Genomic DNA, 26868 nt, shown 5'->3' with positions numbered 1-26868 from the left:
CAATGACCGTAACCGTCAGCCCACCTCGCTTCGAGCACCTGCCTCACGCGCTCGGCATCGGAGTCGCCTCCCCCCGGCTCTCCTGGAAAACAGTCGCCCCGAGCGGATGGTCGCAGTCGGCGTACGAGGTGCAGATCGAGCGTGGCGACGCCTGCTGGCAAACCGATGCACCCGTCGCCTCGGACGAACAGGTGCTGGTGCCCTGGCCCGCCGCGCCGTTGCGCTCCCGCGAGCGTGCAACCGCTCGGGTGCGGGTGACCGGCACCGATGGCACGGTGTCGGAATGGAGCGAACCCGCCGCGGTGGAAGCCGGCCTCCTCGAGCCGACGGACTGGAGCGCCCTGGCGGTCGGGGCGACGTGGAATGAGGATCCGGGCAGCGACGACCGTAGACCGCCGCTGCTTCGCCGCGCGTTCCAAGCGGCTGAAGGCCTGGAGCGAGCCCGGCTCTACGCGTCGGCGCACGGCCTCTACGAGATCGAGATCAATGGCACGCGGATCGGCGACGATGCGATGTCGCCCGGCTGGACGTCGTACCGCCGCCGGTTGCGCTACTACACCTACGACGTCACTGAGGCGATCCGGGCAGGTGACAACGTCATCGGGGCGTGGCTCGGCGACGGATGGTACCGGGGACGGATGGGCTGGCGCGGCGGTTTCCGCAACGTCTACGGCACCGACCTGTCGCTCATCGCGCAACTCGAATTGCACTACGCGAACGGCGACACCCAGACTATCGCGACCGACGGCTCGTGGCGCGCCGCGCCCGGCCCGATCGTACGTACCGGCAACTACGACGGGGAGGTCTACGACGCCCGACTCGAGCTGCGCGGATGGTCGTCGCCCGACTACGACATGACCGGATGGGAGCACGTCGTCGCGGCGCACCGCGACCCTTCCACGCTCGTCGCACCGGAGGGGCCGCCCGTGCGGTGCACGCAACAGATAACACCGGTCGCCGTGCTGACCTCACCGAGCGGACGTCGCATCCTCGACTTCGGTCAGAACCTCGTCGGCCGGATCCGACTCCGGGTGCGCGGCGAAGAGGGCGAGCGCGTCGTCATTCGCACCGCCGAAGTGCTGCAAGACGGCGAGGTGTACCAGCGTCCCTTGCGCGACGCTCAATCGACCGACGACTACGTGCTGGCCGGGCGCGACGAGGAGGAATGGGAGCCGCGGTTCACCTTCCACGGTTTCCGCTTCGCCGAGGTAACGGGCTGGCCGGGTGACTTGGATGCCGCAGTAGCGGCAGGCGATCTCGTCGCGCGCGTGTATCACAGCGATCTCGAGCGCACCGGCTGGTTTCGCTGCTCCGATCCTCTCGTAGAGCGCTTACATGAGAACGTGGTGTGGAGCATGCGAGGCAACTTCCTCGACATTCCAACCGATTGCCCACAGCGCGACGAGCGCATCGGCTGGACGGGCGACCTTCAGGTCTTCGCACCGACGGCGTCATTCCTCTACGACGTTTCGGGCATGCTGTCCTCTTGGTTGAAGGACGTAGCGGTCGAGCAGCTGCCGGATGGCACCGTGCCGTGGTACGTGCCCGTTATCCCGGCCCACAACCTGTGGACGCCGATCCGGCCCGGTGCCGCCTGGGGTGACGTCGCGACGATTGTACCCCTTACCCTGTTCGAGCGGTTCGGCGACCGAGGCGTGCTCGAGGCGCAGTACGACAGTGCACGGGCGTGGGTCGAGCTCGTCGAGCGGCTCGCAGGGCCGAGTCGGTTGTGGGACGAGGGTTTCCAGCTCGGCGACTGGCTCGACCCGGACGCTCCGCCGCAGGACCCTGCCGACGCCAAAACCGACCGCTACCTGGTGGCGACCGCATACTTCGCGCGCTCGGCGCAGTGCATGTCGCGCATCGCCGATGCCCTCGGCCGCTGCGACGATCGCGACCGCTTCGACCTGGTCGCCACAGAGGTGCGGGACGCTTTCAGGCACGCGTATCTGAGCGATGACGGCCGCATGACGAGCGACGCGCAGACCGCGTACGCACTGGCGATCGCCTTCGGCCTGGTCGACGGGTCCCTGCGCGAGACAGCCGGCGCCCGCCTTGCCGAACTCGTTGAGAAGGCGAGCCACCGCATCTCAACGGGCTTTGTCGGAACCCCGCTCGTATGCGACGCGCTCACCGAAACCGGGCACATCGGCAGCGCATACGACCTGCTGCTCGAACGGGAGGCACCGTCCTGGCTGTACGCCGTGACGCAGGGCGCGACGACGATCTGGGAGCGCTGGGACAGCCTCCGCCCGGACGGCACCGTGAACCCCGGCACCATGACGAGCTTCAACCACTACGCGCTCGGCGCCGTCGCCGACTGGCTGCACCGTGTCGTGGCGGGGCTCTCGCCTACCACGCCGGGGTATCGTTGCATCCGGTTCCGACCGCGACCGGGAGGGGGCCTCACCCACGCGTCGGCTGAGCACGAAACGCCCTATGGGCGGGCCGCGATCGCCTGGCGGATAGACGATGGCCGCCTCACGGTCGACGTCACGGTGCCCACCGGAGCGTCCGGCACCGTGGAGCTTCCAGGCGGCGAACCCGTCGCCGTTGCCAGTGGTGTGCACCGGTTCGAGGCGGCGCTGTGACCCCTCCGCGCCTCCGCTCTCGCCCTGCGAGCCGAGCGCCGTCGGAACCCACTGAGAACCAGAACCCACCAGTGCCGGCCGGGAACGGCCGCGCTTCTGGCTACGATGCATTTGAACGGTTTCAATGAGGGTGAGGCAGCCGTGGCAACCTCGAATGTGAGCGTCAAGGATGTAGCGACGCACGCCGGAGTTTCACTCGGCACCGTCTCGAACGTGCTGAACCGTCCGGATCGTGTGTCCGAGTCAACCCGGATGCGGGTGCTGTCCTCGATCTCTGCACTCGGATTCGTGCGCAACGAGTCGGCACGACAGCTCCGCGCCGGTCACAGCACCACAATCGGCTTCATCGTGCTTGACGTGAGCAACCCGTTCTTCATCGATGTCGCGCGGGGCGCGGAGCGCGCTGCGAACGCCGTGGGCAGCTCGGTGCTCATCGCCAACAGCGACGAGCAAGCGGAGCGCGAAAGAACCTACCTCGACCTGTTCGAAGAACAACGCGCCCAGGGTGTGCTGATTTCACCGGTCGGCGACGTCACCGAGCGGCTACGGCGGCTGCGCGCCCGCGGTATCCCCGCCGTACTGGTCGATGCGGCCGCTCCAGACACGACGTTCTCCTCTGTGCAGACCGACAATATCGCGGGGGGGCGTCTCGCAGTCGAACATCTCATCGCGACGGGCCGCACCGATATTCTGTTCGTCGGTGGACCGCTCGGCCTGCATCAGATCCGCGACCGGTTCGCCGGCGCCCGCAGCGCCGCCGAATCAAGCGGCCTCGGTGCGGACGCAGTGCGGTCATGGCCCACGCCCACACCGACCGTTGAGGCCGGACGCCGTGCCGGAGCTGCGATCGCACAAGGTGAGCAGCGTCCCAATGCGATCTTCGCAGCCAATGACCTACTGGCGATCGGCATCATGGAAGCGTTCCTGTTCGGCGGCTTGGTGCGGATCCCTGACGAGATCGCTCTGATCGGATACGACGACATCGGCTGGGCAGCCTCCGCCATCGTTTCGCTTACTTCGGTGCGCCAGCCGAGCGAACGGATCGGTGAGACAGCCGCGCGCCTGCTAATCGATGAGGGCGCAGCGACGGCACCGGTCGCGCACCGCCAGCTGCAGTTCGCGCCCGAGCTTGTGGTCCGGGACTCGACACGGTTGGTCTGACGGTGCGGGCTCGGTAGCGCGTTGTTCTCAGCGTTCGCCACAAAACGCCGAAAATATACTGAAGACTACTCAACCGGCGCGACCCTGAGTGAGTGAACCGCGTCCACGAACCGGCCATGAACTGCTCCGTAGACTGGCTCGTGCCCGACTCCATGCCGACGGAAGAGCGGGAAGCGCGACACCGCTGCGGGCTGTCGACGATCACATTGACACGTCCGATCGAATGATCTATTCTCAAATGAGTTTGAAACGATTCAAATGATTCCACATGTAGAGAAAGGCCGTGGCACTGACATCGAGATGTGTGCAGCAAGTCTGCTTACAGGTTCAGTGGCACGCCAGAAATTCGCCGCATACCAGTCCGGGCACTCCGTGGTGCGACAGAATCTGAAACAACAATCCGCCTCCGCCGGGGCGAACTGCAAAGGAAGCGCATCATGCTACTGCCTCCCGACGTCATCGGTCTGCTCGAGCAGCAGGCGATCGAACTACCCTCCTGGGCGTTCGGCAACTCGGGCACCCGGTTCGCGGTGTTCGGCAGCGCCGGCACACCGCGTGACCCGTTCGAGAAGATCTCGGATGCCGCACAGGTGCACACGTACACCGGTCTCGCGCCGTCGGTCGCTCTGCATATCCCATGGGATGACGTCGACGACTTCGACGCACTGAAAAAGCATGCCGAAGATAACGGCGTCAGCCTCGGCACGATCAACTCGAACACGTTCCAAGACGACGACTACAAGCTCGGCTCGGTCACCCACTCCGACCCGGCAATCCGACAAAAGGCGATCGACCACCACTTCCGCTGCATCGATGTCATGAACCAGACCGGGTCACGCGACCTGAAAATCTGGCTGGCCGACGGCACCAACTATCCCGGCCAAGACGACATCCGCGCCCGGCAGGATCGCCTCGCGGACTCCCTCGCGAAGATCTATGCACGGATCGGCGAGAACCAGCGTCTCGTGCTCGAGTACAAGTTCTTCGAACCGGCCTTCTACCACACCGATGTGCCGGACTGGGGCACGTCCTACGTGCAGACCCTGGCGCTCGGCAACCGAGCGTTCGTCTGCCTCGACACCGGCCATCACGCGCCGGGCACGAACATCGAGTTCATCGTCGCCCAGCTGCTTCGCCTCGGCAAACTCGGCTCATTCGATTTCAACTCCCGCTTCTACGCTGACGACGACCTCATCGTCGGGGCCGCCGACCCGTTCCAGTTGTTCCGCATCCTCTACGAAGTCATCCGAGGAGGAGGTTACGGTGCAGACGCCGACGTCGCCTTCATGCTCGACCAGTGCCACAACATCGAGAAGAAGATCCCAGGCCAGATCCGCAGTGTGCTCAACGTGCAGGAAATGACCGCGCGCGCCCTTCTTGTCGACACGGATGCGCTCGCAGCTGCGCAGGCAGCGGGCGACGTGCTGGCGGCGAACGGCATCATGATGGATGCTTTCTATACGGATGTCCGGCCCGACTTGGCCGCCTGGCGCGCGTCGCGCGGGCTGCCGGCCGACCCGATAGCGGCTTTCGCGGCATCCGGATACCAGGAGAAGATCGAAGCGGACCGGGTGGGCGGAACTCAAGCCGGCTGGGGAGCATAACGATGTCCAATCGCGCGGCTGTGATGACAGCGCCTCAGACAATCCAGATCATCGAGCGCGAGACTCGACCACCGGATGCGCATGAGGCTGTCGTGCACATCGAGGCTGTCGGCGTGTGCGGCTCCGACACGACCTACTTCACCGTCGGCCGCATCGGCGAGTGGGTCGTCGATGGTCCAATCGTGCTCGGGCATGAGGCAGCGGGTACTGTCGTGCAACTCGGCGCAGACGTGCGAAACGTCACCTTGGGTGACCGCGTGGCCATCGAACCGGGAACACCGTGCCGGGTCTGCGAGCAGTGTGTCGCCGGTCGGTATCACCTCTGCCCGTCACTGCAGTTTCTCGCGACGCCACCCTACGACGGCGCCCTGGTCGAGGAGCTGACCATCGACGCGAGCAATCTGCACCGGATTCCAGATTCGATGAGCTTCGAAGAAGGCGCGCTCGTCGAACCGCTTTCCGTCGGCCTGTGGGCCTGCAAACGTGCAGGGCTGGTCGCCGGCGACAGCGTTCTCGTCACCGGCGCGGGGCCCGTTGGGCTCCTCGCGGCGTCTGTCGCACGGGCGCTCGGCGCAAGCGATGTGACGGTGACGGATGTCTCCGACTTCCGAGTCGAGACAGCGCGAGCTTACGGATTCACGGCAGAACGGGCAGGCGAACGCGCGAGCGAGCCGACGGCATCCGATTTCGATGTGCTGCTGGAATGCTCAGGTGCACCCGGCGCCCTCGCGGCAGGGCTCGGGCGGCTGCGCGAAAACGGCCGAGCCGCGATGGTTGGCATTCCCAAGGGTGACGTCAGCCTGCCACTTGCGATGCTGCACAGCAAGGAATTGTCGATCAACCTCGTCAACCGCTACGCGCACACCTGGCCCAGCGCGATTGCTTTGGTGGCATCGGGCCGGGTTGATGTGGCGCCGCTGGTCACCCATCACTTCGGCCTGGACGGCACTGCCGACGCCCTGCTGCTCGCGCGGAACGTGCCGAACTCGATCAAAGCCATCGTTCACCCCGGCAAAGTCGGAACGGACCTCACCGAGACACGACCTACAGATGCCGCGCAGCCACGACCGCGCACACGAAAGTGAAAGACAACCAATATGACCAACCCGATCGCCGCACAACTCATCGCCCGTTCGAATCGACTGGGCGCTGATCCGCGCAACACGAACTACGCGGGCGGTAACACGTCGGCGAAGGGCACGGACATCGACCCAGTCACAGGCGAGCCGGTCGAACTGCTGTGGGTCAAGGGCTCCGGTGGCGACCTCGGCACGCTCACCGAAAAGGGTCTGGCCGTGCTGCGACTCGACCGACTGCGCGCGCTGCAGAACGTCTACCCCGGGGTCGAGCGCGAAGACGAGATGGTGGCCGCGTTCGACTACACCTTGCACGGCAAGGGCGGTGCCGCACCGTCAATCGACACGGCCATGCATGCACTGGTGGATGCCGCCCACGTCGACCACCTGCATCCGGATTCCGGCATCGCGTTTGCGACGGCGGCGGACGGTGAAGAGCTGACCACTAAGGCGTTCGGCGATCGCGTCGCCTGGGTGCCCTGGCGCCGTCCCGGCTTCCAACTCGGCCTCGACATCGCTGCGATCAAGGCCGCGAATCCGCGGGCGATCGGCTGCATCCTCGGCGGCCATGGCATCACGGCGTGGGGCGACACATCGGATGAGGCCGAAGCGAATTCGCTGTGGATCATCCAGACGGCCGCGGCGTACATTGACGAGCACGGCCGACCGGGACCATTTGGAACCTCCTTGACCGGTTACGGTGCGCTGCCCGAAGCAGAGCGCCGCGCGAAGGCCGCCACCCTCGCCCCAGTGCTGCGCGGGCTCGCCTCCACGGACCGACCGCAGGTCGGTCACTTCACCGACACGGATGTCGTACTCGACTTCCTGGCATCGGCCGAGCATCCGCGATTGGCTGCGCTCGGCACCAGTTGCCCCGACCATTTTCTGCGCACGAAGGTCAAACCGCTCGTGCTTGATCTGCCTTCCGATGCTTCTATCGAGGATTCGATTGCGCGGCTGCGGGAGTTGCATGAGGCGTACCGAGCCGAGTATGAGGCCTACTACGCAAGAGGTGTTGCGGCGGAGGTTTCGAGACGGCCGCGAACGGCCTCCTCAACCACCGACGGGGCGAACGGCGTACCCGCGATGCGGGGCGCCGACCCGGCGATCGTGCTGATTCCGGGCGTCGGCATGTTCAGTTACGGCAAGGACAAACAGACCGCGCGGGTGGCCGGCGAGTTCTACGTGAACGCCATCAACGTGATGCGGAGTGCCGAGGCGATCTCGACCTACGCGCCGATCGACGAGGCCGAGAAGTTCCGCATCGAATACTGGGCGTTGGAGGAAGCGAAGCTGCAGCGCCGGCCAAAGCCCCAGCCGCTGGCGACGCGCATCGCGCTCGTGACGGGCGCAGCATCCGGAATCGGCAAGGCCATCGCAACCCGGCTGGCCGCCGAGGGAGCATGCGTCGTCATCGCCGATCTCGACCTGGAGAAGGCGCAGGCGGTTGCCGCTGAGCTCGGCGCCGCATCGTCGCACGCCGCTTCAGCGAACCCGGCGGATGTTGCCATCGGCATCCAAGCGGACGTCACAGACGAGCGGGCGGTCCAGGCTGCAATCGACGCAACGCTGCTCGCGTTCGGCGGGCTCGACATCGTTGTCAACAACGCCGGGCTATCGTTGTCGAAGTCGCTGCTGGAAACGACGACAGCCGACTGGGACTTGCAACACAATGTGATGGCCCGCGGTTCGTTCCTCGTCTCGCGCGCCGCCGCTCGCGTACTGATCGGCCAGGGGCTCGGCGGCGACATCGTCTACATCTCCTCGAAGAACTCCGTGTTCGCCGGACCGAACAACATCGCATACTCGGCGACGAAAGCAGATCAAGCACACCAGGTTCGACTGCTCGCGGCCGAGCTCGGCGAGTTCGGCATCAAGGTCAACGGCATCAATCCGGACGGGGTCGTGCGCGGCTCCGGAATCTTTGCAGGCGGTTGGGGCGCGAAGCGTGCCGCCGTCTACGGAGTGCCCGAGGAGAAACTCGGCGAGTACTACGCGCAGCGCACACTGCTCAAGCGCGAGGTGCTGCCCGAGAACGTGGCCAACGCCGTGTACGTGCTCTGCACCAGTGACCTCGACCACACCACCGGGTTGCACATCCCTGTTGACGCCGGCGTGGCGGCCGCGTTCCTGCGCTAGCGACGCCGTGCACGTTCCTGTTACTGTTGCGCCGCTTGGTGCGCCAGTTACTGCGTTATGCGCCACTTCAACCGGCGCATACCGCCGCAGACGGCGCACGAGCCGGAGCCGACTACTGCCCCCACGGATTGACCAGACGGATGCCGCACCCCTCGAAATCGCGCACGTTGCGCGTCGCGAGGGTCGCCTCATGCACCAGGCAGACGGCAGCGATCTGTGCGTCGCCCATGGACATCGGGCGACCCGACCGGCGACGAACCGACCGCACGTGCGCGTACGCTTCGGCCGCACGCAGGTCGAATGGCACGACGCGCTCGGCGAATGGGCCCGCGATCGCCGCTCCCACTCGGGCTTCCAGTGCGGCTCGCCGCTTGCCCACCGGCAGGATGCCCGCCCCGAACAGGAGTTCCGCACAGACAGTCGCAGTGAGGGTGAGTTCAGTGGGCACCATGCGCCCGACCCAGTTCAATACGGCAGCATTCGGATTATCCGCGATCAGTTCGGAGACGACGTTGGTGTCGACGATGATCATGAATCATCACGCACAGAGTCATCGAACTCCGGATCACCGACAAAGGGGATTCTGCGGGATGTTGGAATCAATTCCTCCGCCTCGCGGTCCGGCAAGTTCTGGATGAGATCGTCCGCGTACCCGACATCGGCAAAGATCGCACGAAGCCTCGCAAGCCACTCCGCCCCGGTCTCAGCGCTGGCAGCATCAGCCACCGCATCGCTCAGAATCGATCGTGCCTCTGCTTCCATCGACACTCCCTTCTCCGCCGCGCGCATGCGCAACCGCCGTTTGACGTCGTCGTCAAGGTCTCTGATCGTCAACGTCGCCATGGCTACCCTCGATCTCTGCGCTAATCTCACCCGCGCTAATCTCAACCGTACTGATTGCGTTGCTGTCAATGCTAGCAGCGGAGTGGATGTCGCAACCTGTGACAACCTGAAGGTACCGATTGCCGGCCGGCGCGACGCGCCCGACCACCTGAATCTGAGGAGAACTGACCGACCCATGGCCCTGTGGAGAATGCAATGACCGAACCCGGCCGCGGCACTGCAACAGGCGCTGCAACAGGCAACGCAACAGGCACGGTCGTCGCCGTCGACATCGGCGCGACCAGCGGGCGCGTCATCATCGGGCATGTCGGCCCGGACGAGCTGCGGTTGGAGCAGGTCGCCCGCTTTCCGAACACACCCGTCACCACAGCCGAAGACAACGGTGCTGGCCTGCACTGGGACATCCACGAACTGGACCGCAATGTGATGGCCGGGCTGAGAGCCGCAGGAACAGCAGCGGAAGCGGCCGGCGACCGCATCGCAAGCATCGGTATCGACGCGTGGGCGGTCGACTACGCGCTCATGCGCGGAGGCCGAATGATCGGCACGCCCTTCCACTACCGCGACGAGCGCACCGCCGCAGGAGTCGAGGCGGTACACGCCCTCCTGTCGTTCGACGACCTCTACACACAATCCGGCCTCCAATTCCTGCCGTTTAACACGATCTACCAGCTCACCGTCGACAAGGCCGCCGGCGCGTTCGAGCGTGCGAGAACCATCCTGCTCATCCCCGACCTGTTCACCTTCTGGCTCACCGGCGTTCGGGTCGCCGAGGTCACGAACGCGTCAACCACCGGGCTGCTGAAGGCCGGCCGGGTGCTGGGCAGCCGCAAGGCCGGCCTCCCGCAGCTGAACCGCGAACTCATCGAGACGCTCGGTCTGCCCCAAGACATCCTGTCCCGACTTGTCAACCCCGGCTACGAAATAGGCCCGCTGCTTCCCGACGTCGCGAGCGAACTCGGCTACGACACCACGGTGACCGCCGTCGGGTCGCACGACACGGCATCCGCTGTGGTCGCCGTTCCGATGACCGATCCGGATGCCGCCTACATCTCCTGCGGAACCTGGGGACTCGTCGGCGTCGAGCTCGACAACCCTGTTCTGAGCGATGCGGCCCGTGACGCCAACTTCACCAACGAGCGCGGCGTGGACGGGCGCATCCGATTCCTGCACAACGTGATGGGTTTGTGGCTGCTGAGCGAGTCGATGCGCACCTGGGAGCACGAGGGATTGCGCGTCGAACTGGCTCCGCTGCTGGCCGAGGCCGCCGCGCTGCGCGATCCGGTTCCGATCTTCGATGCGAACGATCCGCGCTTTCTGGCGCCGGGCGACATGCCCGCTCGTATCGCCGACTGGTGTCGCGAGCACGGGCAGCCGGTGCCGCAGACGCAGGCAACGTTCGCGCGCAGCATCCTCGAGTCGCTGGCGGATGCGTTCGCTCGCGCCGCGCACACCGCCGCCGAGCTCTCGGGCAAACGCGTTTCAGTCATCCACCTGGTCGGGGGCGGGTCTCAGAATGAACTGCTCTGTCAACTGACGGCCGATCGCTCGGGCCTGCCCGTGCTGGCCGGACCGGTTGAAGCGACGGCGATCGGCAATGTGCTCGTGCAGGCGCGCGCGGTCGGCCTAGTCCGGGGTGACCTCGAGACGCTTCGTGCGCTCGTCGCACGCACGCATCCGCCGCGTCGTTACAAGCCGCGCGGCGACCGCTCGTGTTGAATCCGGCTCCGGCTGAGCTCGGCGCGCGGCGGTTTCGACGAATCGTCAGCCTCACACAAGAAGCACGGGAGCGCCGTACTCGGCCACGCGCTTGTCGGCGGTGAGCAGCGTGAACCCCTCCACACGTGACGACTGCGCCACCAGCACCCGGTCAAACGGGTCATGATGGATGGGCGGGAGCTGCCCGACAGCCACAGCGTGCGCGATGGTGATGTCGAGCTCGAGGTAGCCTGCCTCGATGAGCGCACGGCGCAGCACTGCGGGCGCGATATCGAACGAAGGACGGCCGAGCCCTGCCTTGACCGCGATTTCCCAGATCGACAATGCACTGAATACCAAAGCGTTCTCTGAGTCCTTGATCAGCGCACGCGCGCGACGGCTGAGTCGGGCTGGGGAGTATGCGGCCCACAGCACAAGATGGGTGTCCAGTAGCAGCCTCACCTACAGGCGCTCCGGGTCCGCGCCTTCGAAGAGTGCGACGATCTCGTCCTGCATGAACGTGTCGAAGTCGTCCGGAACCTGCACCATGCCTTCCAGAAACCCAAGCCGCTTCGGCGGCGACTCGGGTGCATCCAACCGTGTCAGCTTTGCCACCGGATGCCCCGCCTTCGCGATCACGATGACGTCTCCTGCGGATGCCTCGTCAACGAGGCGAGAAAACGTGGTCTTGGCCTCGTGTATGTTTACCGTGCGCATGCCGCGCCTCTACTCGACTAGATCTAGTGGACTAAGTCTAGCCAATCTGAATCTCCCCGCTATCAGAATCCTCATCCGATAGTTCATACCCGAACCGCTGGTAGAAGCCATCGTCTGGGCATTCGATTTCTGCACCGCCGGCGAGGCGCGTCTTGGCAAAGTGCCGAGGCCGGCGGGAACTGATCTTCGGCAGGTCATCCTCACAGAGATAGGTTTTGAAGAACGACATCGGCCCGGTTGAACACCAGTATTCACGATCGACGTGCAGCTCGCCGATCAGATGCATGCCGATCACCGCGGCCTTCCGCTCGAGTCGATGCGATTCATTGAAGTCGACGGACTCATGCCGAGCCTGCGCCGACCGATGGGCGACAGCAAAATAGCGCGCGTAGTCCTTGTCAACGGCACGCAGGATCTGGTCGTGATGGTCGTCGAGGCGGCCGCTGTAGTGCTTCGTGACGGTCTTGACGAAGTAGAGTTCGAGGTCACCCGTCATCACGACGGCCACGAGTGGGGATGTTCGTTCCTTCTTCCAAAGTCGTCGCTTGGTGAGCCGCAGAAGGTCCGAGCCAGTGTCGATGATCATGAGGCGACGGTATGGCATCGCGCACGCACGCTTCCCCGGAATCAACGGGTATGTGCAATACTGGCCGGCATCGCGATTGTGGAGGCAGAGAAGTGCGACATCCACGGACAGGTGTGCTGGCTATCCTCGAATCATGACCTCACTCTTCATCGTCAGCGTTCCCGGCCCTACTCTGCGCAATGCCTTCGGCGAAGTACCAGAGGGCGTCGAACTCGTCGAATGGGACCTGGTCGGGCCACCGCCGGCCGCAGCCTTTGACATTGTCGTGCCGCCGTACATGGGCGGCACAGCCGTCCTCGCCGCATTGAGTGGCGTGACCACTCGGCTCGTTCAGAGCCAGTCGATCGGCTACGACGGCGTTGCGCGCTACTTACCGCCCGGAAACACATTCGCGAACGCCGCATCGGTGCATGAGACGTCGACCGCCGAATTGACCCTCGCACTTATGCTGGCCGCACAGCGCGGCATCCCGCAGTTCGTGCGGGCGGCCGAGCAAGGGCACTGGGCGCCCGCACGCCTTGCTTCGCTCGCCGACCGCACCGTGCTGCTTCTCGGCTATGGCGGAGTGGGGCGGGCTGTTGAAGAGCGTCTGGCCGGCTTCGAAACCACGATCGTTCGCGTGGCCTCGCGCTCCCGGGAGGACGTGAACGGCCACGTCCACGGCATCGACGAGCTGCCGGCACTCCTGCCGCAGGCAGACATCGTCGTGATCGGCGTGCCGCTCAACGCCGAAACCAGGCACCTCGTCGACGACGGCTTCCTCTCCCTGATGAAGGATGGCGCGCTGCTCGTGAACATCGCCCGCGGTGCCGTTGCGGACACTGCGGCTCTGCTCGACCACGCCGGGCGCGGGAGAATCCGGCTGGCACTGGACGTGACGGATCCGGAGCCGCTGCCCGACGGGCATCCGCTGTTCGCCCTGCCGAACGTGCTCATCTCCCCACACGTCGGCGGCGCCTCGAGCGCGATGATTCCGCGGATGGCCCGCCTTCTGCGCCGCCAGGTCGACCGGATGCTGCGCGGCGAAGACCCGCTCAACGTCGTCGTGCGTAGCTGACGCCCACCTGCGCCAGCGGCACACATAAGTTAGCCCAGTTGAGCGGACACCTGCCACGCGCCACGCCGCACCGCGCGCTCCAGGTCGCGCGCTCGAAGCGAGAAGTCGCTGGCAGATACGGACACCGACACGGCGCCGATCGTCTTTCCGGATGCCGATTTCACCGGCGCCGCGATACATGCCAATTGCGACATATATTCCTCGATCTCGACGGCGAGCTGTTGCGCACGTACGTCGTCGAGCTGTTCGCGCAGGGTCGCCAGGTCCGTCACGCTGCGCGGGGTGAAGGCCAGCGGGCTGTGCCGTTCGAGAAACCGTTCCAGGCCGGCATCGTCTTTTGCCGCCAGCATGAGCTTGCCGAACGCGGTGACGTGCGAGGCATCCGAGAAGCCGACATGAAGTTGGCCGATCCGCGGATGCTCGGGTGAATCTTCGATATGAGCGACCGCGATGTCGTCGCCGCGGAACACTGTCAGATACGCAGCCGCATGCACGGTATCGTGCACGTTGCGGAGCGTGGCCCGGATGCCCGGCGTCGCAACGAGCTGCTGAGAAAGCGCCCGGCTGAGCTCATCGACCGTGCGCCCGAGAATGTAGCGATGATCGCCGCGCTGTCGACCGATGTAGTCCTGGCGCTGAAGTGTGCCGAGCAACCGATACGTCGTCGACGGTGTCAGGTCCAGCGCCATAGCGATTTCTGCGGCACTCAGCCCGGCCGGCGAAGCACCGATCAACTCGAGGATGCGCAGCACTCGCTCCGCCGAGCGGTTGCCAGCAGCCTCGCGCTGTTGCGGTCGCAGCTGACCGCGTGGTTCCGGCACCGGCTGGATCTTCTGCTGCTCCCGTGCAGTCATGGCCTGAGTCTACGTCTGGGTTACGTTGTGCACATCCGGGCCGTTCGCGTGCCCGCTGCACCGTTCAGGGCTGCACTGTTCAGGGCTGAACTGTTCAGGGCTGAACTGTTCAGGGCTGCAGCCGCTGCGCACTCCACTGGCCCGCGCCGCCGGTGTAGACGAGCCGACGATGCATCCGGTTGACGCGCCCCTGCCAGAACTCGATGCGCGCCGGAACGATAAGGTATCCGGCCCAGGTTGATGGTCGGGTCAGTGGTGTCGTTGCGTGTTCAAGGGCGGCGGCGCGGGCGGCGAGTTCCTCCTCGTCGGCCAGCGGCAGGCCACCAGCCGAGACGATCGATGCGACCTGTGCCCCGCGCGGCCGCTCAAGAAACAGGGCATCTGACGCTTCGCCTGACAGCTGCACAGCTTCACCACGCACATTCAATTGCTGCATCGTCTCCCGCCAATAGAACGTGATCGAGACATGCGGATTCTCGGCCATGTCTGCGGCCTTGTGTGTCGTCAGGGCCGAGGTGAAAACGACGCCGCGGGCTGCTATTCCCTTCACGGAGACGACCCGGCTTGTTGGATTCCCATTCCGCCCCGCGGTCGCGAGCACCGCACTGCGCGGTTCGCGCACCGGGTACGCTTCGGCCGCGGCAAGCCACGACATCGCAAGGCGCACCGGGTCTTCGGGCGGCGCGTCGAACTCCGGCAAGTCGATGTCGGTAACGCCGGACAGTGTCGACGCGGTGGGTTCTGGCACGGTTCCTCCAGCGGGTCTGATCTGCGCAGCGGGTCTGATCTGCGCAGCGGGTCTGATCTGCGCAGCGGGTCTGATCTGCGCAGGTGAATGACAGTACGTTAGCGCCAGCACCCCGGCGCCGACAGTGAGGTACGCGCCACGTCGAGCACGATTCGCGCCACTGCGAGCCCAGAGTTCGACCGGATTCCCAACGGGTGGGAAAGCTGGTTGCTCCAGCCGGGAACGCGAACGACAGTGGGGGCATGCGGATGCCGGCCCCGCGCATCCGCACGTCGATCGCAGAATGCGGCTCGCAGATCACAACTGGCAGCGCGCACAGATCGGCAACAGACCGATAACAGAGAGGTTTCGCTCATGACCAAGATCCTGATTCTTACCGGTGACGCCGCAGAGACGCTCGAGGTGTTCTACCCGTATCAGCGCTTGCTCGAGGCCGGCTACGAAGTGCACATCGGTGCGCCGGAAAAGAAGAAGCTACAGTTCGTGGTGCACGACTTCGTCGATGGATTCGACACCTACACCGAGAAGCTCGGCCACACCTGGGATGCCGACATCGCCTTCGCCGACGTCGACCCGACCGAGTACGCCGCGATCGTGGTGCCCGGCGGACGGGCACCCGAGTACATCCGCAACAACGAAGACGCCAAACGGATCGTGCGGTACTTCTTCGAGAAGGATGCACCGGTCGCCGCTCTCTGTCACGGGCCGATGCTACTGGCCGCGGCAGGCGTGCTGCACGGGCGCACCTCCTCCGCGTATCCGGCACTGCAGCCTGACGTCGAACTCGGTGGCGGCGTCTTCGAGAACGGTGCAGGCGTGGTCGACGGCAATCTGGTCTCCGGCCGCGCGTGGCCGGACCACCCGTCGTGGATGCGCGAGTTCATGAAGGTGCTCGAAGCATCCGGGGTCACGCCGTAAGCATCTGCCCGACGCGATAAACACGGGCCGCCAGCCGCGCGAGTTCGAGGCTGACGGCTAGCACGGAAATAACCGAGCGTGCCGCGCCCCCCGTGCGGGGCAATCGGTAGCCCAGAGCGTGATCCGTACGCTAGCTTCTACTGGGGGGCTGGCGCCAAATGGCAATACTTCTGTATCGAATTGGGGCGTTCGCGGCGAAACGGCGATTTCTCGTCGTGGTCGTGTGGCTGCTCGTTGTGGTTGCCGCGATGGTCGGCGCGAAGATCTTCGACGGGCAGATGTCGCAATCCGTCGAGATTCCGGGCACTCAATCGCAGACGGCAATCGACATGCTGCAGAGTCGTTTCCCACAGGCGAGCGGGGCGAGCGCGAAGGTGATCTTCGTGGCGCCGGAAGGCGCGGACATCCGTTCGTTCGAGGCTCCGATCGAATCCGCTGTCGACAAGTTGAGTCGGCTTGAGCACGTCGTGGCGGTCACGAACCCGTTCGCGGCAGGCAACGGCAGCCAGGTCGCGTCGGACAACAGCATGGCGTTTGCGAGCGTGCAATACGACGTTGCTCAAACCTCGTTGACCCAGGTCGATGAGTCAGCGATTCAGGCGGCTGGAAACTCGGCACGGCAGTCCGGCTTGACGACGGCATACGCGGGCGTGACGCCGCCGCCCACAGCAGCTGACAACAGCCAAGAAGCGGTCGGCCTACTGCTCGCCCTGATCATCACGGCGATCACGCTCGGGTCACTTCTTGCAGCCGGGATGCCGCTGATCACCGCAGCGATCGGCGTGCTGATCTCCATCAGCGCGATCACGATTTTCGCTGACTTCGTGACCATCTCGTCGACCGCGCCCGTGCTCGCTTCAATGTTGGGGCTCGCCGTCGGGATCGACTACGCCCTATTCATCGTGTCGCGACATCGATCGCAACTTGCCGCCGGAGTATCGCCGGCCGAGTCTGTGGCGGTCGCCACCGCGACGGCGGGTAGCGCGGTCGTCTTCGCTGGGCTGACCGTGATCATCGCACTCGTCGGCCTTTCGGTGGTGGGGATTCCTTTCCTATCCGTGATGGGGTTCGGGGCGGCCGTCGGGGTGCTGATCGCGATCCTGGTGTCCCTCACTCTGCTGCCGGCGATCCTCGGCATCATCGGGCGCAAGCTGATTCCGAAGCCGATGTCTCGGGCGGCGAAGCGTGAAGCGGAACTGCGTGAACCGGCAGGCCGCAAGCCGAGCATGGGCCGTCGCTGGGTGACCTTCGTCACGCGCAGACCACTCATCACACTGATCGCGACCGTTCTCGGGCTTGTCGTTGTCGCGTTGCCGGCACTGAGCCTGCGCCTGACGATCCCGGATGCGGGATACGACGCGGCCGGAACGCAGGCGCGCGTCGCGTACGACCTGCTCGCCAAAGGGTTTGGCCCCGGCTTCAACGGTCCCCTTCTCGTGACGGCCGACATCAGCAAAACGATGGACATTCCGGGGGCGCTGAACGCGCTCGAGAAGCAATTCGCCAACGTGGACGACGTCGCGGCGGTCAGTCAGGCCGTGCCGAACCAGGGCCTGGACATGGCCATCATCTCGCTGACGCCGGCGAGCTCGCCGGATTCGGATGCGACCACTGCGCTCGTGCGCACGATCCGCGCCGAGATGCCCGCGTTCGAGAAGGCGCACGGTTTCGGCTACATGGTCACGGGCACCACCGCCGTCGCTATTGACATCTCGGACCGGCTGATGGATGCCCTCATTCCGTTCGCGCTCGTCGTGGTCGGGCTGTGCATTGTGGTGCTCGCGATGGTGTTCCGCTCGATCGCCGTGCCTGTTACGGCGACCATCGGATTTCTGCTCTCGGTGAGCGCCACACTCGGCGTGATCACCGCCGTCTTCAACTGGGGCTGGTTGGCCGCACCGCTCAGCGTGGAGAAGGTGGGCCCCGTCATCAGCTTCATGCCGATTCTCCTGATGGCCGTTCTGTTCGGCCTCGCGATGGACTATCAGGTGTTCCTGGTGTCGCGCATGCGCGAGGATTTCGCCAAGACGGCCGCGGCGAAACCGTCGGTGATCGACGGCTTCAGCGCATCTGCCCGGGTTGTGACGGCTGCAGCGCTGATCATGTTCAGTGTGTTCGCGTCTTTTGTGCCGGGCGGTGGGGCCGTGCTTCAGCCACTGGCCGGGGCGCTGGCGATCGGTGTGCTCATCGACGCGTTCGTGGTGCGCATGACTTTCATCCCTGCCATCATGGCGCTGCTCGGCGCACGAGCCTGGTGGTTCCCGCGGTGGCTGCAGCGAATCGTGCCCGATATCGACCTTGAAGGCGAACGGGTGCACGATCTGATCGCCGCGCGGGCGTGGCGCCCGGAACGGTCGGTGATCGATGACTTCCCAGACCAGGTGGGAGAGGACGACACGTCGCCGGTCGTCGAACGCACGGTCGCTGACGAGCTGCCTACTGGCATAGCCGCGGGGGGCCTCATCGTGTGCGGATCGGCTCCGCTCGATGTGGAAGTTCCGCCCGGAGGCACACTGATCGTCACGGACGTCTCCCTGAACCGCGCCGTGTTGGCCGCGATCACCGGGCGTCTCGCCCCGACCGCCGGCCGGCTCACCGTGCTCGGCAATGTTCTTCCGTTCGAGTCGGCCCGGCTTCAGCGCCGCTCCGTTCTGGTGCACCGGGCCCAGGCAGACGACGCAGGCATCACGATTGGTGAATATCTCGTCTCGCAGGTGCGGCTCACCGCCCGGTTCACCCAGCGACGCGCGCAGTTGCGCCTCACCGCACAGTACCTTCGCCGATTCGAATCGTTGACACGCGCAGCTGATTCGGCCCAGCTGATCGACGAGGCCACCGGCCTGCGTGAGCTCAGTACACTCGCGCGCTGGTGCCTCGACGTAGCCCTCGCACTGGCGTCCGGGCGGCCACTGATCGCCATCGATATGGTCGGTCTCGACGGCGCACTGGTGCCGGAACTCATCAACGAGGTGGGCAATGTTGCCGGTCACGATGTGACGCTGGCGTTCGCGACGGATGCGCCCGCACTGCTGTTCGAATCGGCACTGTCTGAATCGGCGCTGTCTGAATCGGCGCTGTTCGAATCGGCGCTGTCTGATTCAACACCGCCTGAATCAACGCCGGACGGCCGAATCGTCGTCTGCATCGCTGCGCGCGCCCCCGGCCGAGAACGAACGGTCGCCGACCCGGCCGAGCAGGAGGCACTGGTTTGAAATTCCTCTCATTTCTACTCAAAGCACCGGATGCCCCAAGCCGGTCGCGCACGATGCGCACCGTTGCTGTGGTGCTCGCGCTGGTCACGCCACTGCTCGTGGCTGGCTTCGCCGTCACGTCGGTGACGCAAAGCCAGGCAGGCGTGAACGGCACACCGAATCTGCCGGCCGCTGTAGTCAATCTCGACAAACCCATCCAGATCACCGTCGACGGAAAGCAGGTACCGGTTGCTGCCGGGAAACTCCTGACCAGCGAGCTTCGCTCGAGCAACAGCAGCGGGCTGCACTGGACGATCACAGACGCGGATGCGGCATCCGCTGGGCTGGCATCCGGAGCATACTCTGCCGTCGTTACGATCCCGGCAGACTTCTCTCGGCAGTACAGCTCCAGCCAGGGCCCCGCGCCGACGGTCGCAACGCTCGATGTTCAGACCGATCGGGCGCAGGGCTATGTAGCGAGCGTGCTGGCGGCGTCCCTCGTGACGCGCATCCAGGCGCAATTATCGCAGTCGTTGACACGGACATACGTCGCGGGCACACTCAGCGGATTCAGCGAGCTGCACACGCAGCTGGCGTCCGTTGCGACGAACACCCAGAAGCTCGCCGCCGGTGCGGACGGTCTGGCGTCGGGTCTCCGGCAGGCAGCGACCGGGATGACGGCGCTGGATTCCGGCGCCCAACTGCTGAGCACCGGAATGCAACAGTTGGCAGGGTCCACGCCGCCGATCGTTCAAGCCGCTGATGGTCTCTCGTCAGCGGCAGGCGTCACCGCGGGGGCAGCGCAGATTCTGTCGGACGGCACCAATACGATCGCTGACTCGCAGCGGGACGCAAGAACGCAGCAGGTAACCCTCGACGCCGGCATTGCACAGTTGCAATCCGACCTCCCGTCGTTGACCCCAGCAGAAGTGGCCGCGCGACTGCAAGCACTCAAGTCACAGTCGAGCGACGTCGTGAGCAAGGGCGCATCGATCGGCGACTCATTGGCCGTGGCGACCGTTGGCGCCGGCGCAGTGAAGGTCGGTGCCGGCCTGGTTTCGCAGGGCACATCGGCACTTGCGAGCGGCATGCCGGTTCTCAGCAAGGCAATAGCCGGGGCCGCCGATGGGGCAGTAGCACTGGCTTCCGGAACCGGACCGCTCAGCGCGGGCACTGCGCAACTCGCGGCGGGTGCGGGCACGCTCGCGACCGGCGCTGGGGCGCTTGCGTCAGGCCTCGGCAGCGCCGCTACGGCCGTTCCTTCTTATACGGCCGCAGAGCAGAAAACGCTCTCGACCGTCGTCAGCGCACCGGTGTCCATGACGGTGACCGACGCGGCAGGCGCACCCGGTGCGGCGAGCGCTGCAGGCACAACAGGCGCAGCGGACGCGGCAGGCACGGCAGGTACCGGTGGCGCAGCCGGTGGTGCGAACACAGCCGCCGGTGCCGGTGGCGGCGCGGCTGCCGCAGGCGCAGGCGCCGCGACCGCGCTCGGCGCTATTGCGGCCGTGATGGTTCCGGTTGCGCTGTGGCTTGGTGCCTTTGCACTGTACCTGGTGCTTTCACCCTTCGATCCAAAAGCCCTCGGGTCGGCCGCATCCACCTGGCGCGTCGCCCGCCAGTCGCTGGTTCCGAGCGTGGTACTCGGCTGCATCCAGGCTCTGATCGTGGTGCTCGGGCTCGGGCTGCTCGGTGTGAGTCCTGCCCATCGCGCGGCCAGTGCACTTTTCGTGCTCGTGCTTTCGGCGGCATTCGTCTGCGTGCATCACGGAGTGATCGCTCTGTTCGGTCGGGCCGGCCGGATGCTTTCCCTCGCGTTCATCTCGCTACAGGTTGTCGCTGCTGGGGTGCTGGTGCCTGCCGCGTTCAGCCCGAGCTGGCTCAGCGCCGTATCCGGCGTCATGCCACTGACGGCAGCGGTGCAGGGGATGCAAGCGTTGCTGATGGGGCAGAATGTGCAGGCGGCGATCGGGACGATCGTGATGCTGATCGCAGCGGCGGCTATCGGAGTTGCGCTGACAGGCATCGCCGTGTCGCGTGCGCGGTTACGTGCGCAGCAGCAGTAGCCAGGCGTATAGGGCCATTGCTGCGGCATAGAGCACCGCAACGACGATCACGCCGATGAGTTGGACCCTCCACCCCGGCTTCGGCTTCAGCCACCAGTCGAATTGGCGGAAGATCCAGGGCACGACGAACCAGCCGAGCAATTGTGTGCTCACCAGGTTGCCGATGAACAGTGACAGCCAGAACGGCACGCCCTGTGAGTCGATCAGCGGCTCGCTGACGAAGTAGCCCCACAGAAAGACCATCGGGTAAAGCACCAGCAGCACGAGCAGGTTGTTCTTGATGATCGGAATGTCCGGGTCTTTCACCGCCGACCAGAAGTCGAAGCCGAAGCTCGCCTTTTTCACCTTCAGATCGAGGTTGAAGCGCGAGCCCTCCTCGAGCAATCGTCTGCGCTCGGGAGAGTGAATCCATTCGTCCAGGTGTTCATTCGTGTCGAAAGTGAGGATGATCACCCACTTCTGCTGGATGCCTGGCACAGGTGGCTGCAGCCGGTGCGCACGAAATCCCCGAAAGCGTGATTCCGCCTCAGAAATCCGCGCCTGCCATTCTATGAACGCATCCTCGTCGGCCGGGGCGACTGTCGACGAGACGATGACAGTGGCGCCGTCAGGCGCCGAGCGAGACTGCTCGCTGATGAGCTGGATCTCTTCATCACTGTCGATCCCGACACGCTCGGCGTAGAGCGAGCGCCGCTTCGAACCGTCGAACCATCCCCGGGCGGCTTGGGCGTTGCGGAACCGGTCAACGATGACCAGGTCGTCCTGCCCGGCGGATGGTGGAACGGTTGTGCGGCTGATGAACCCGGGGCTGGCCTCCAGCGCCTCGGTCACGCGGGCCTGCCACTGATCGTATGCCGAGTCGTCACTTGAAATGCGCCGGTGGATCACGATCGAAACGGGTGCCTCGTCGATGAGCGGGAGGGATTCCATCGCGTTAGGCCTTCTTGTATGCGCGCTCGCCGAGGATCCAAGTTTCGTCCACGTTCCGCTCGTCGCCCACCATCATGACGCCGAACAGCAGCTGGGCAGCCTCCTCGACGCTCGCGGGACGGTGCGCGACCACTGCCGATTGATGCCAGGCCAACGCGCTCGGGCCGCTGTTCCAGTCGATTGCAACGAAGTCGGCCTCTTTACCGATATCGAAACTGCCGACGTACTCGTCGATGTACAGCCCTTCAGCACCGCCGAGCGTGATCGACCAGAACGCGCGGTACGCCGAGAGCTTGTTCCGCTCCGACTCCGCGAGGTCCTGCGTCAACGGACTGGTGCTGCCGTCAAGCATGGTGTTGTTGAGCATCCCGACCTTGTATGCCTCTTCGAGAACACTCAGCATGCTGAACCGGTTGCCGCCGCCGACATCGGTTCCGAACGACATTCTGATGCGTGTGCGCGGGTCGGTTGCGCGGCCGAGTCGAAACAGCCCGCTGCCCAAGAACAGGTTGGAGCATGGGCAGAAGGTTATCGAACCGCCGCTGTCGTGCAGCCGTTCGAACTCGCCGTCCGAGAGCCACACGCCGTGCCCTCCCGAGAACTTCGGCCCGACGAGATCGTACTTCTCGTACACGCTGAGATAGTCGGTGCAGTCGGGGTGTTCCCGGAGAAGTGCTCTGATCTCGGACGGGTTCTCCGAAATGTGGGTGTTGATCCACAAATCCGGATTCTCCTGCTTGAGCGCCTGGCATGCTGCCAGGAGTTCGTTCGACGCGCCCAGGGCGAACCGTGGCGTGATGGCATACAGCAGGCGGTCCTTGCGGTGGTATTTTTCGATCAGCGCCGTGCTGTCGCGGTAGAAATTCTCTGGCGTGTCGATGGTGCCTTCTGGGGCGTTGCGGTCAATGCCGGTCAAGCCACCGATCACCCGCAGGTGGCGATTGGCGGCCTCGTCGAAGAACGCTTCTGTCGACACCGGCGAACTCGACGTGAACGCCTGGACAGTCGTCGTTCCTGCTGCGAGCACGTTATCGAAGAATCGCGATGTCCCCGCTGCCGCGTATGCGGGATCCGAGTATTTGGTTTCCTCGGGAAAGACCGTGTCATTGAGCCATGGCAGCAGCTGTTGACCGAAAGCGCCAAGAACGCGCGTTTGTGGCACATGAATGTGCCCGTCAATGAATCCCGGCGTGATGATCCGGTCGGGGATCCGCGTCACCGGCACGTCAGGGTGGCGCGCGCTCACCTCTCGGTAATCACCGAAATCCGAGATGATCCCGTCCCTGACGACGAGCAGACCGTCCTCCACGAACCGCGCGGCGTCTTGCTCACTGCCGACATGTTTCCATGGGTCGTCGACGAAGTCGAAGAATGTTCCGCGGATGCCGATGACCGTCATGTAGTTCCCCCTCACGACTCCCTGGGGAATCGTGCAAATGCCCGGGTGCGTCTTCACGTGGGCGGGCCTGGTTCAACCGCACCGAAGTTCACCAGGCTACGGCTCATACTACTGGGCACGATGTCGAGAGCTTCACCCCAGAACAGGCGGGGTCGCGGAACGAACTCTCGGCGTGTAACATGTGGTCTGACCACATAGATTCTCCACGAGGAGGGGCGCTTTGACCCCGGATGCCGCGCTCGGGTCGCCTGCACCGCCCGCGGGCAGCCCACCATCCGCCACCGCACCATCCGGCAGCGCACCATCCGGCAGCGCACGCGCGTGGGAGACGGTGCTGCAGTCGATCGAGGCGGCGCTGCTCGACGGGCGGCTGCGCCCCGGCGACCATCTGCCCCCCGAGCGCGCACTGGCGAGCGAACTCGGCGTCGGCCGATCCTCGGTGCGCGAGGCTGTGCGGGTGCTCGAAGTGCTGGGCCTGATTCGCACCGCGACGGGATCGGGGCCGAGCGCCGGCGCGATCATCGTCGCGACACCATCCGGCGGCATGAGCGCACTCATGCGCTTGCAGGTCGCCGCCCAGGGCTTCGCCGTCGAGGATGTCGTGGCCACCCGCCTCCTGCTTGAAACCTCGATCGTGTCGGACCTGGCGTCTGCGGCCGCCGCCGCGTCTGCCGCCACCGCCGCGTCTGCTCGCCTGCGCCACGTCGCGCGCGATGCGCCACTTGAAGTGGCGCAAGGCGACGAAGCTGGCGCACACGACGCCGCACACCGCACCTACCACCACGCGGCGAGCAGGCGCCCCACACTCACCCCCGCAACGCAACTTCTCGACGCGATGGATTCCCTCGCGCTCACCGAGGCAGAGTTCCTCGCGCTCGACGCGAGATTCCATGTCGCGCTGGCAGAGGCATCCGGAAACAGCGTCATCGCCGCCATGATGGAGGGCCTGCGCAACTCGATCGAGAGCTACGTGCTTGCGGCCGTGCCGAATCTGCCGTCGTGGGCGCGGACATCCGCTCGCCTGCGCGAGGAGCACCGCGGCATCCTGCAGGCGATCGCTGGGGGCGACCCGGCGGATGCTGCCGCCCGCGTCCGCGCGCACATCACCGGCTACTACGCCGAGTCGGCTCTGACTAACCAACCCACTAGCGAAGGAACACACGATGGTTGAACGACGGATTCCGAAGATCCACGACCTTGCACCGCTCATGCAGTTCAAGAAGCCGGAGCTGAATGCCAAGAAACGCCGGCTCGCCAAAGCGCTGACCATTTACGACCTGCGCACGATTGCGAAGCGACGCACGCCGAAGCCCGCGTTCGACTACACGGATGGATCGGCCGAGGCCGAGCTGAGCCTTGCCCGCGCGCGCCAGGCGTTCGAAGACATCCAGTTCAATCCGTCAATCCTGCGTGACGTCTCACAAGTGGACACGACGCGGGAGGTGCTCGGCGGTCCGAGCGCGCTCCCATTCGGCATCGCGCCGACCGGTTTCACGCGCATGATGCAGACCGAGGGCGAGATCGCAGGGGCGAGCGCGGCCGGTGCAGCGGGCATCCCGTTCTCCTTGTCGACGATGGGCACCGCGGCGATCGAAGACGTCAAGGCGGCCAACCCGAACGGTCGCAACTGGTTCCAGCTCTACATGTGGAAGGACCGCGACCGCTCGATGGCGCTGGTCGACCGGGCCGCGAAAGCCGGCTTCGACACGCTGTTGGTCACCGTCGACGTGCCTGTCGCCGGCGCGCGGCTGCGCGACTCCCGCAACGGGATGACGATCCCGCCGGCGCTGACTCCGAAGACCATCATCAACGCGCTGCCGCGACCTGCCTGGTGGATCAACTTCTTGACCACTGAGCCGCTGGCATTCGCGAGCCTCGACCGCTGGAGCGGCACCGTAGCGGCCATGCTCGACGCCATGTTCGACGCCACCGTCACCTTCGAGGACCTCGCCTGGATCAAAACCCAGTGGCCCGGAAAACTCGTCGTCAAAGGCGTGCAGAACATCGCGGATGCCCGCAAGCTCGCCTCGATGGGCGTGGACGGCATCATCCTGTCGAACCACGGTGGCCGCCAGCTCGACCGCGCACCGATCCCGTTCCACCTGCTGCCCGAGGTCGCCCGCGAGGTCGGGCGTGACACCGAGGTGCTGCTCGACACCGGCATCATGAGCGGGGCGGATGTCGTTGCAGCAATCGCGCTCGGCGCGCGTTTCACCCTGGTCGGCCGCGCATATCTCTACGGGCTGATGGCCGGCGGACGCGAGGGCGTCGACCGCACGATCGAGATCCTCTCGACGCAGCTCCGGCGCACCATGCGGCTGCTCGGCGTCTCCTCGCTCGACGAGCTGAACCCATCGCATGTCACGCAGCTGCAGCGGCTGACCCCGATCTCGCGGCCTGCCTTGAATGAAGCGGCTGACGCAGCGGATGCCGCGGTGTCCGCGCGCGCATCCGTCACGTCGCGCTCCCGCGCAACGTCCCCGCGCAAGTCGTCGGCCGGCGCGGCTCAAGCGAAGGCACCTGCGACGCGAGCAACGAAGCCGAAGGCGTAGCGCAGCGAGCGCCAACCCGGTGGTCGAGTAGCGCGTGCGCAGCGAGCGCCAACCCGCTGGTCGATTAGCGCGTGCGTGGCGAACACCAACCCGGTGGTCGAGTAGCGCGCGAGCGCAGCGAGCACGCGTATCGAGACCCCAAGCGCATCACAGATCTCGAAACGGGTCTCGATACACTCGCTGGCGCTCGTTACTCGATACACTCGCTGGCGCTCGTTACTCGACCACCGCGAGCGCTCGTTACTCGACCACCACCTCGCCAGCCTCAATCAGCGGGTTTTGCAACTCGGTGACCCACGCGCTCACGTTGTCCATGGGACTTTCCAGGTAGACCTCGCGGGCGAACCCGGTGGAGCGATACTCGTTCGCATCAACCCACTGGGCCAGTGCCTGCACGGTCTGCATGACGTCGTCCATGGGGCCGCGATGCAGGATCGTCGCTGCCCGCACCTCCGGCAGGTTGACCATCCTCGCACCGATGTCGGCGGCGGTATCGGCGTCGAGCTGCTCCCGCAATTGCGAACGCCGAAGCACCAACGTGCCGCGCAGCTCGTCGATGCCGATCGAGTCGCAGTGGCGCAGCATCCGCACAGACACGCGTCCGTAACGGGCGAATTCTCCGATGGTGAACATGACGCTTTCTGCTCTAGACCCTCACACGGTGTCAGGGTCAAGCTCTCCCATGCATCAATTCGCGTCCCCCGATCGGATGGCCACGATTCCGCCATCAGATCATCC

The 26868-nt window shown here is 65.3% G+C and carries 22 protein-coding genes; 12 read left to right on the top strand and 10 right to left on the bottom strand.

Features of this window, described 5'->3' with window-relative positions:
• Positions 1-2: 2 nt before the first annotated feature.
• The 5 genes from QU604_RS01520 (at position 3) to QU604_RS01500 (ending at position 8571) form a co-directional block, all read left to right on the top strand.
• The gene (locus QU604_RS01520) at positions 3-2591 is read left to right on the top strand and encodes a family 78 glycoside hydrolase catalytic domain (protein WP_308467035.1); all 2589 of its coding nucleotides are present in this window, start codon (positions 3-5) and stop codon (positions 2589-2591) included.
• Positions 2592-2732: 141 nt separating this feature from the next.
• Positions 2733-3752 carry a LacI family DNA-binding transcriptional regulator gene (locus QU604_RS01515; protein WP_308467034.1) on the top strand — a complete coding sequence of 340 codons (1020 nt, stop codon included), beginning with the start codon at positions 2733-2735 and terminating at the stop codon, positions 3750-3752.
• Positions 3753-4189: 437 nt separating this feature from the next.
• Positions 4190-5356 (top strand): L-rhamnose isomerase, encoded by a 1167-nt coding sequence (rhaI, locus tag QU604_RS01510; protein ID WP_308467033.1) that lies wholly within the window; start codon positions 4190-4192, stop codon positions 5354-5356.
• A 2-nt stretch (positions 5357-5358) separates the two neighbouring features.
• Positions 5359-6441 carry an NAD(P)-dependent alcohol dehydrogenase gene (locus tag QU604_RS01505; RefSeq protein ID WP_308467032.1) on the top strand — a complete coding sequence of 361 codons (1083 nt, stop codon included), beginning with the start codon at positions 5359-5361 and terminating at the stop codon, positions 6439-6441.
• A gap of 12 nt (positions 6442-6453) precedes the next feature.
• Positions 6454-8571: a bifunctional aldolase/short-chain dehydrogenase gene (locus tag QU604_RS01500; RefSeq protein WP_308467031.1), complete on the top strand. Its 2118-nt coding sequence runs from the start codon at positions 6454-6456 to the stop codon at positions 8569-8571.
• Between the two features lie 112 nt (positions 8572-8683).
• Here the strand turns inward: QU604_RS01500 and QU604_RS01495 are convergent, their stop codons facing one another.
• Both QU604_RS01495 and QU604_RS01490 read right to left on the bottom strand, forming a co-directional pair.
• Positions 8684-9103 carry a type II toxin-antitoxin system VapC family toxin gene (locus tag QU604_RS01495; RefSeq protein ID WP_308467030.1) on the bottom strand — a complete coding sequence of 140 codons (420 nt, stop codon included), beginning with the start codon at positions 9101-9103 and terminating at the stop codon, positions 8684-8686.
• Positions 9100-9414, bottom strand: coding sequence for a FitA-like ribbon-helix-helix domain-containing protein (locus tag QU604_RS01490; RefSeq protein WP_308467029.1), 315 nt, complete (start codon positions 9412-9414; stop codon positions 9100-9102). Before QU604_RS01490 ends, QU604_RS01495 begins: the two co-directional genes overlap by 4 nt.
• A 195-nt stretch (positions 9415-9609) precedes the next feature.
• On the opposite strand from QU604_RS01490, the gene QU604_RS01485 reads away from it, so the two are divergent.
• On the top strand, positions 9610-11133 hold the full coding sequence (locus QU604_RS01485; RefSeq protein WP_308467028.1) for a rhamnulokinase: 1524 nt from the start codon (positions 9610-9612) through the stop codon (positions 11131-11133).
• A gap of 51 nt (positions 11134-11184) precedes the next feature.
• Here the strand turns inward: QU604_RS01485 and QU604_RS01480 are convergent, their stop codons facing one another.
• From QU604_RS01480 to QU604_RS01470, 3 genes are read right to left on the bottom strand one after another with little or no spacing between them, the layout of a single operon-like run.
• Positions 11185-11574 (bottom strand): type II toxin-antitoxin system VapC family toxin, encoded by a 390-nt coding sequence (locus QU604_RS01480; RefSeq protein WP_308467027.1) that lies wholly within the window; start codon positions 11572-11574, stop codon positions 11185-11187.
• The gene (locus tag QU604_RS01475; protein WP_308467026.1) at positions 11575-11829 is read right to left on the bottom strand and encodes a type II toxin-antitoxin system Phd/YefM family antitoxin; all 255 of its coding nucleotides are present in this window, start codon (positions 11827-11829) and stop codon (positions 11575-11577) included.
• A gap of 37 nt (positions 11830-11866) precedes the next feature.
• Positions 11867-12415, bottom strand: coding sequence for a hypothetical protein (locus QU604_RS01470; protein WP_308467025.1), 549 nt, complete (start codon positions 12413-12415; stop codon positions 11867-11869).
• A gap of 133 nt (positions 12416-12548) precedes the next feature.
• On the opposite strand from QU604_RS01470, the gene QU604_RS01465 reads away from it, so the two are divergent.
• Positions 12549-13472, top strand: coding sequence for a 2-hydroxyacid dehydrogenase (locus QU604_RS01465; protein ID WP_308467024.1), 924 nt, complete (start codon positions 12549-12551; stop codon positions 13470-13472).
• 29 nt (positions 13473-13501) lie between these two features.
• On the opposite strand, the gene QU604_RS01460 is transcribed toward QU604_RS01465, so the two are convergent.
• Complete coding sequence (locus tag QU604_RS01460; RefSeq protein ID WP_308467023.1) at positions 13502-14326, bottom strand: IclR family transcriptional regulator; 825 nt, start codon at positions 14324-14326, stop codon at positions 13502-13504.
• 109 nt (positions 14327-14435) lie between these two features.
• Positions 14436-15074 (bottom strand): pyridoxal 5'-phosphate synthase, encoded by a 639-nt coding sequence (locus QU604_RS01455; protein WP_308467022.1) that lies wholly within the window; start codon positions 15072-15074, stop codon positions 14436-14438.
• A 354-nt stretch (positions 15075-15428) separates the two neighbouring features.
• Here QU604_RS01455 and QU604_RS01450 point away from each other — a divergent pair, with 354 nt between their 5' ends.
• The 3 genes from QU604_RS01450 (at position 15429) to QU604_RS01440 (ending at position 21249) form a co-directional block, all read left to right on the top strand.
• Positions 15429-15992: a DJ-1/PfpI family protein gene (locus QU604_RS01450; protein ID WP_308467021.1), complete on the top strand. Its 564-nt coding sequence runs from the start codon at positions 15429-15431 to the stop codon at positions 15990-15992.
• A gap of 158 nt (positions 15993-16150) precedes the next feature.
• A complete protein-coding gene (locus QU604_RS01445; protein WP_308467020.1) occupies positions 16151-19204 on the top strand; it encodes an MMPL family transporter in 3054 nt (1017 codons plus the stop codon).
• A complete protein-coding gene (locus QU604_RS01440) occupies positions 19201-21249 on the top strand; it encodes a YhgE/Pip family protein (RefSeq protein ID WP_308467019.1) in 2049 nt (682 codons plus the stop codon). The genes QU604_RS01445 and QU604_RS01440 overlap by 4 nt, the downstream gene beginning before the upstream one ends.
• Here the strand turns inward: QU604_RS01440 and QU604_RS01435 are convergent.
• Together QU604_RS01435 and guaD are read right to left on the bottom strand one after the other, a co-directional pair.
• Positions 21229-22179 carry a putative antibiotic biosynthesis monooxygenase gene (locus QU604_RS01435; protein ID WP_308467018.1) on the bottom strand — a complete coding sequence of 317 codons (951 nt, stop codon included), beginning with the start codon at positions 22177-22179 and terminating at the stop codon, positions 21229-21231. The genes QU604_RS01440 and QU604_RS01435 overlap by 21 nt on opposite strands.
• A 4-nt stretch (positions 22180-22183) precedes the next feature.
• Complete coding sequence (guaD, locus tag QU604_RS01430; RefSeq protein ID WP_308467017.1) at positions 22184-23593, bottom strand: guanine deaminase; 1410 nt, start codon at positions 23591-23593, stop codon at positions 22184-22186.
• A gap of 205 nt (positions 23594-23798) precedes the next feature.
• On the opposite strand from guaD, the gene QU604_RS01425 reads away from it, so the two are divergent.
• Positions 23799-24749 carry a FadR/GntR family transcriptional regulator gene (locus QU604_RS01425; protein ID WP_308467016.1) on the top strand — a complete coding sequence of 317 codons (951 nt, stop codon included), beginning with the start codon at positions 23799-23801 and terminating at the stop codon, positions 24747-24749.
• The gene (locus QU604_RS01420; RefSeq protein ID WP_308467015.1) at positions 24742-26130 is read left to right on the top strand and encodes an alpha-hydroxy acid oxidase; all 1389 of its coding nucleotides are present in this window, start codon (positions 24742-24744) and stop codon (positions 26128-26130) included. Before QU604_RS01425 ends, QU604_RS01420 begins: the two co-directional genes overlap by 8 nt.
• A 240-nt stretch (positions 26131-26370) precedes the next feature.
• Here the strand turns inward: QU604_RS01420 and QU604_RS01415 are convergent, their stop codons facing one another.
• Positions 26371-26763, bottom strand: a complete 393-nt coding sequence (locus tag QU604_RS01415; RefSeq protein WP_308467014.1) for a MerR family transcriptional regulator — start codon at positions 26761-26763, stop codon at positions 26371-26373.
• Between the last annotated feature and the right edge of the window lie 105 nt (positions 26764-26868).

Origin of the sequence: Rathayibacter sp. SW19 (assembly GCF_030866825.1) — a bacterium.
GTDB classification, from domain to species: domain Bacteria; phylum Actinomycetota; class Actinomycetes; order Actinomycetales; family Microbacteriaceae; genus Rathayibacter_A; species Rathayibacter_A soli.
This window is presented reverse-complemented; position numbering and strand designations above follow the sequence as displayed.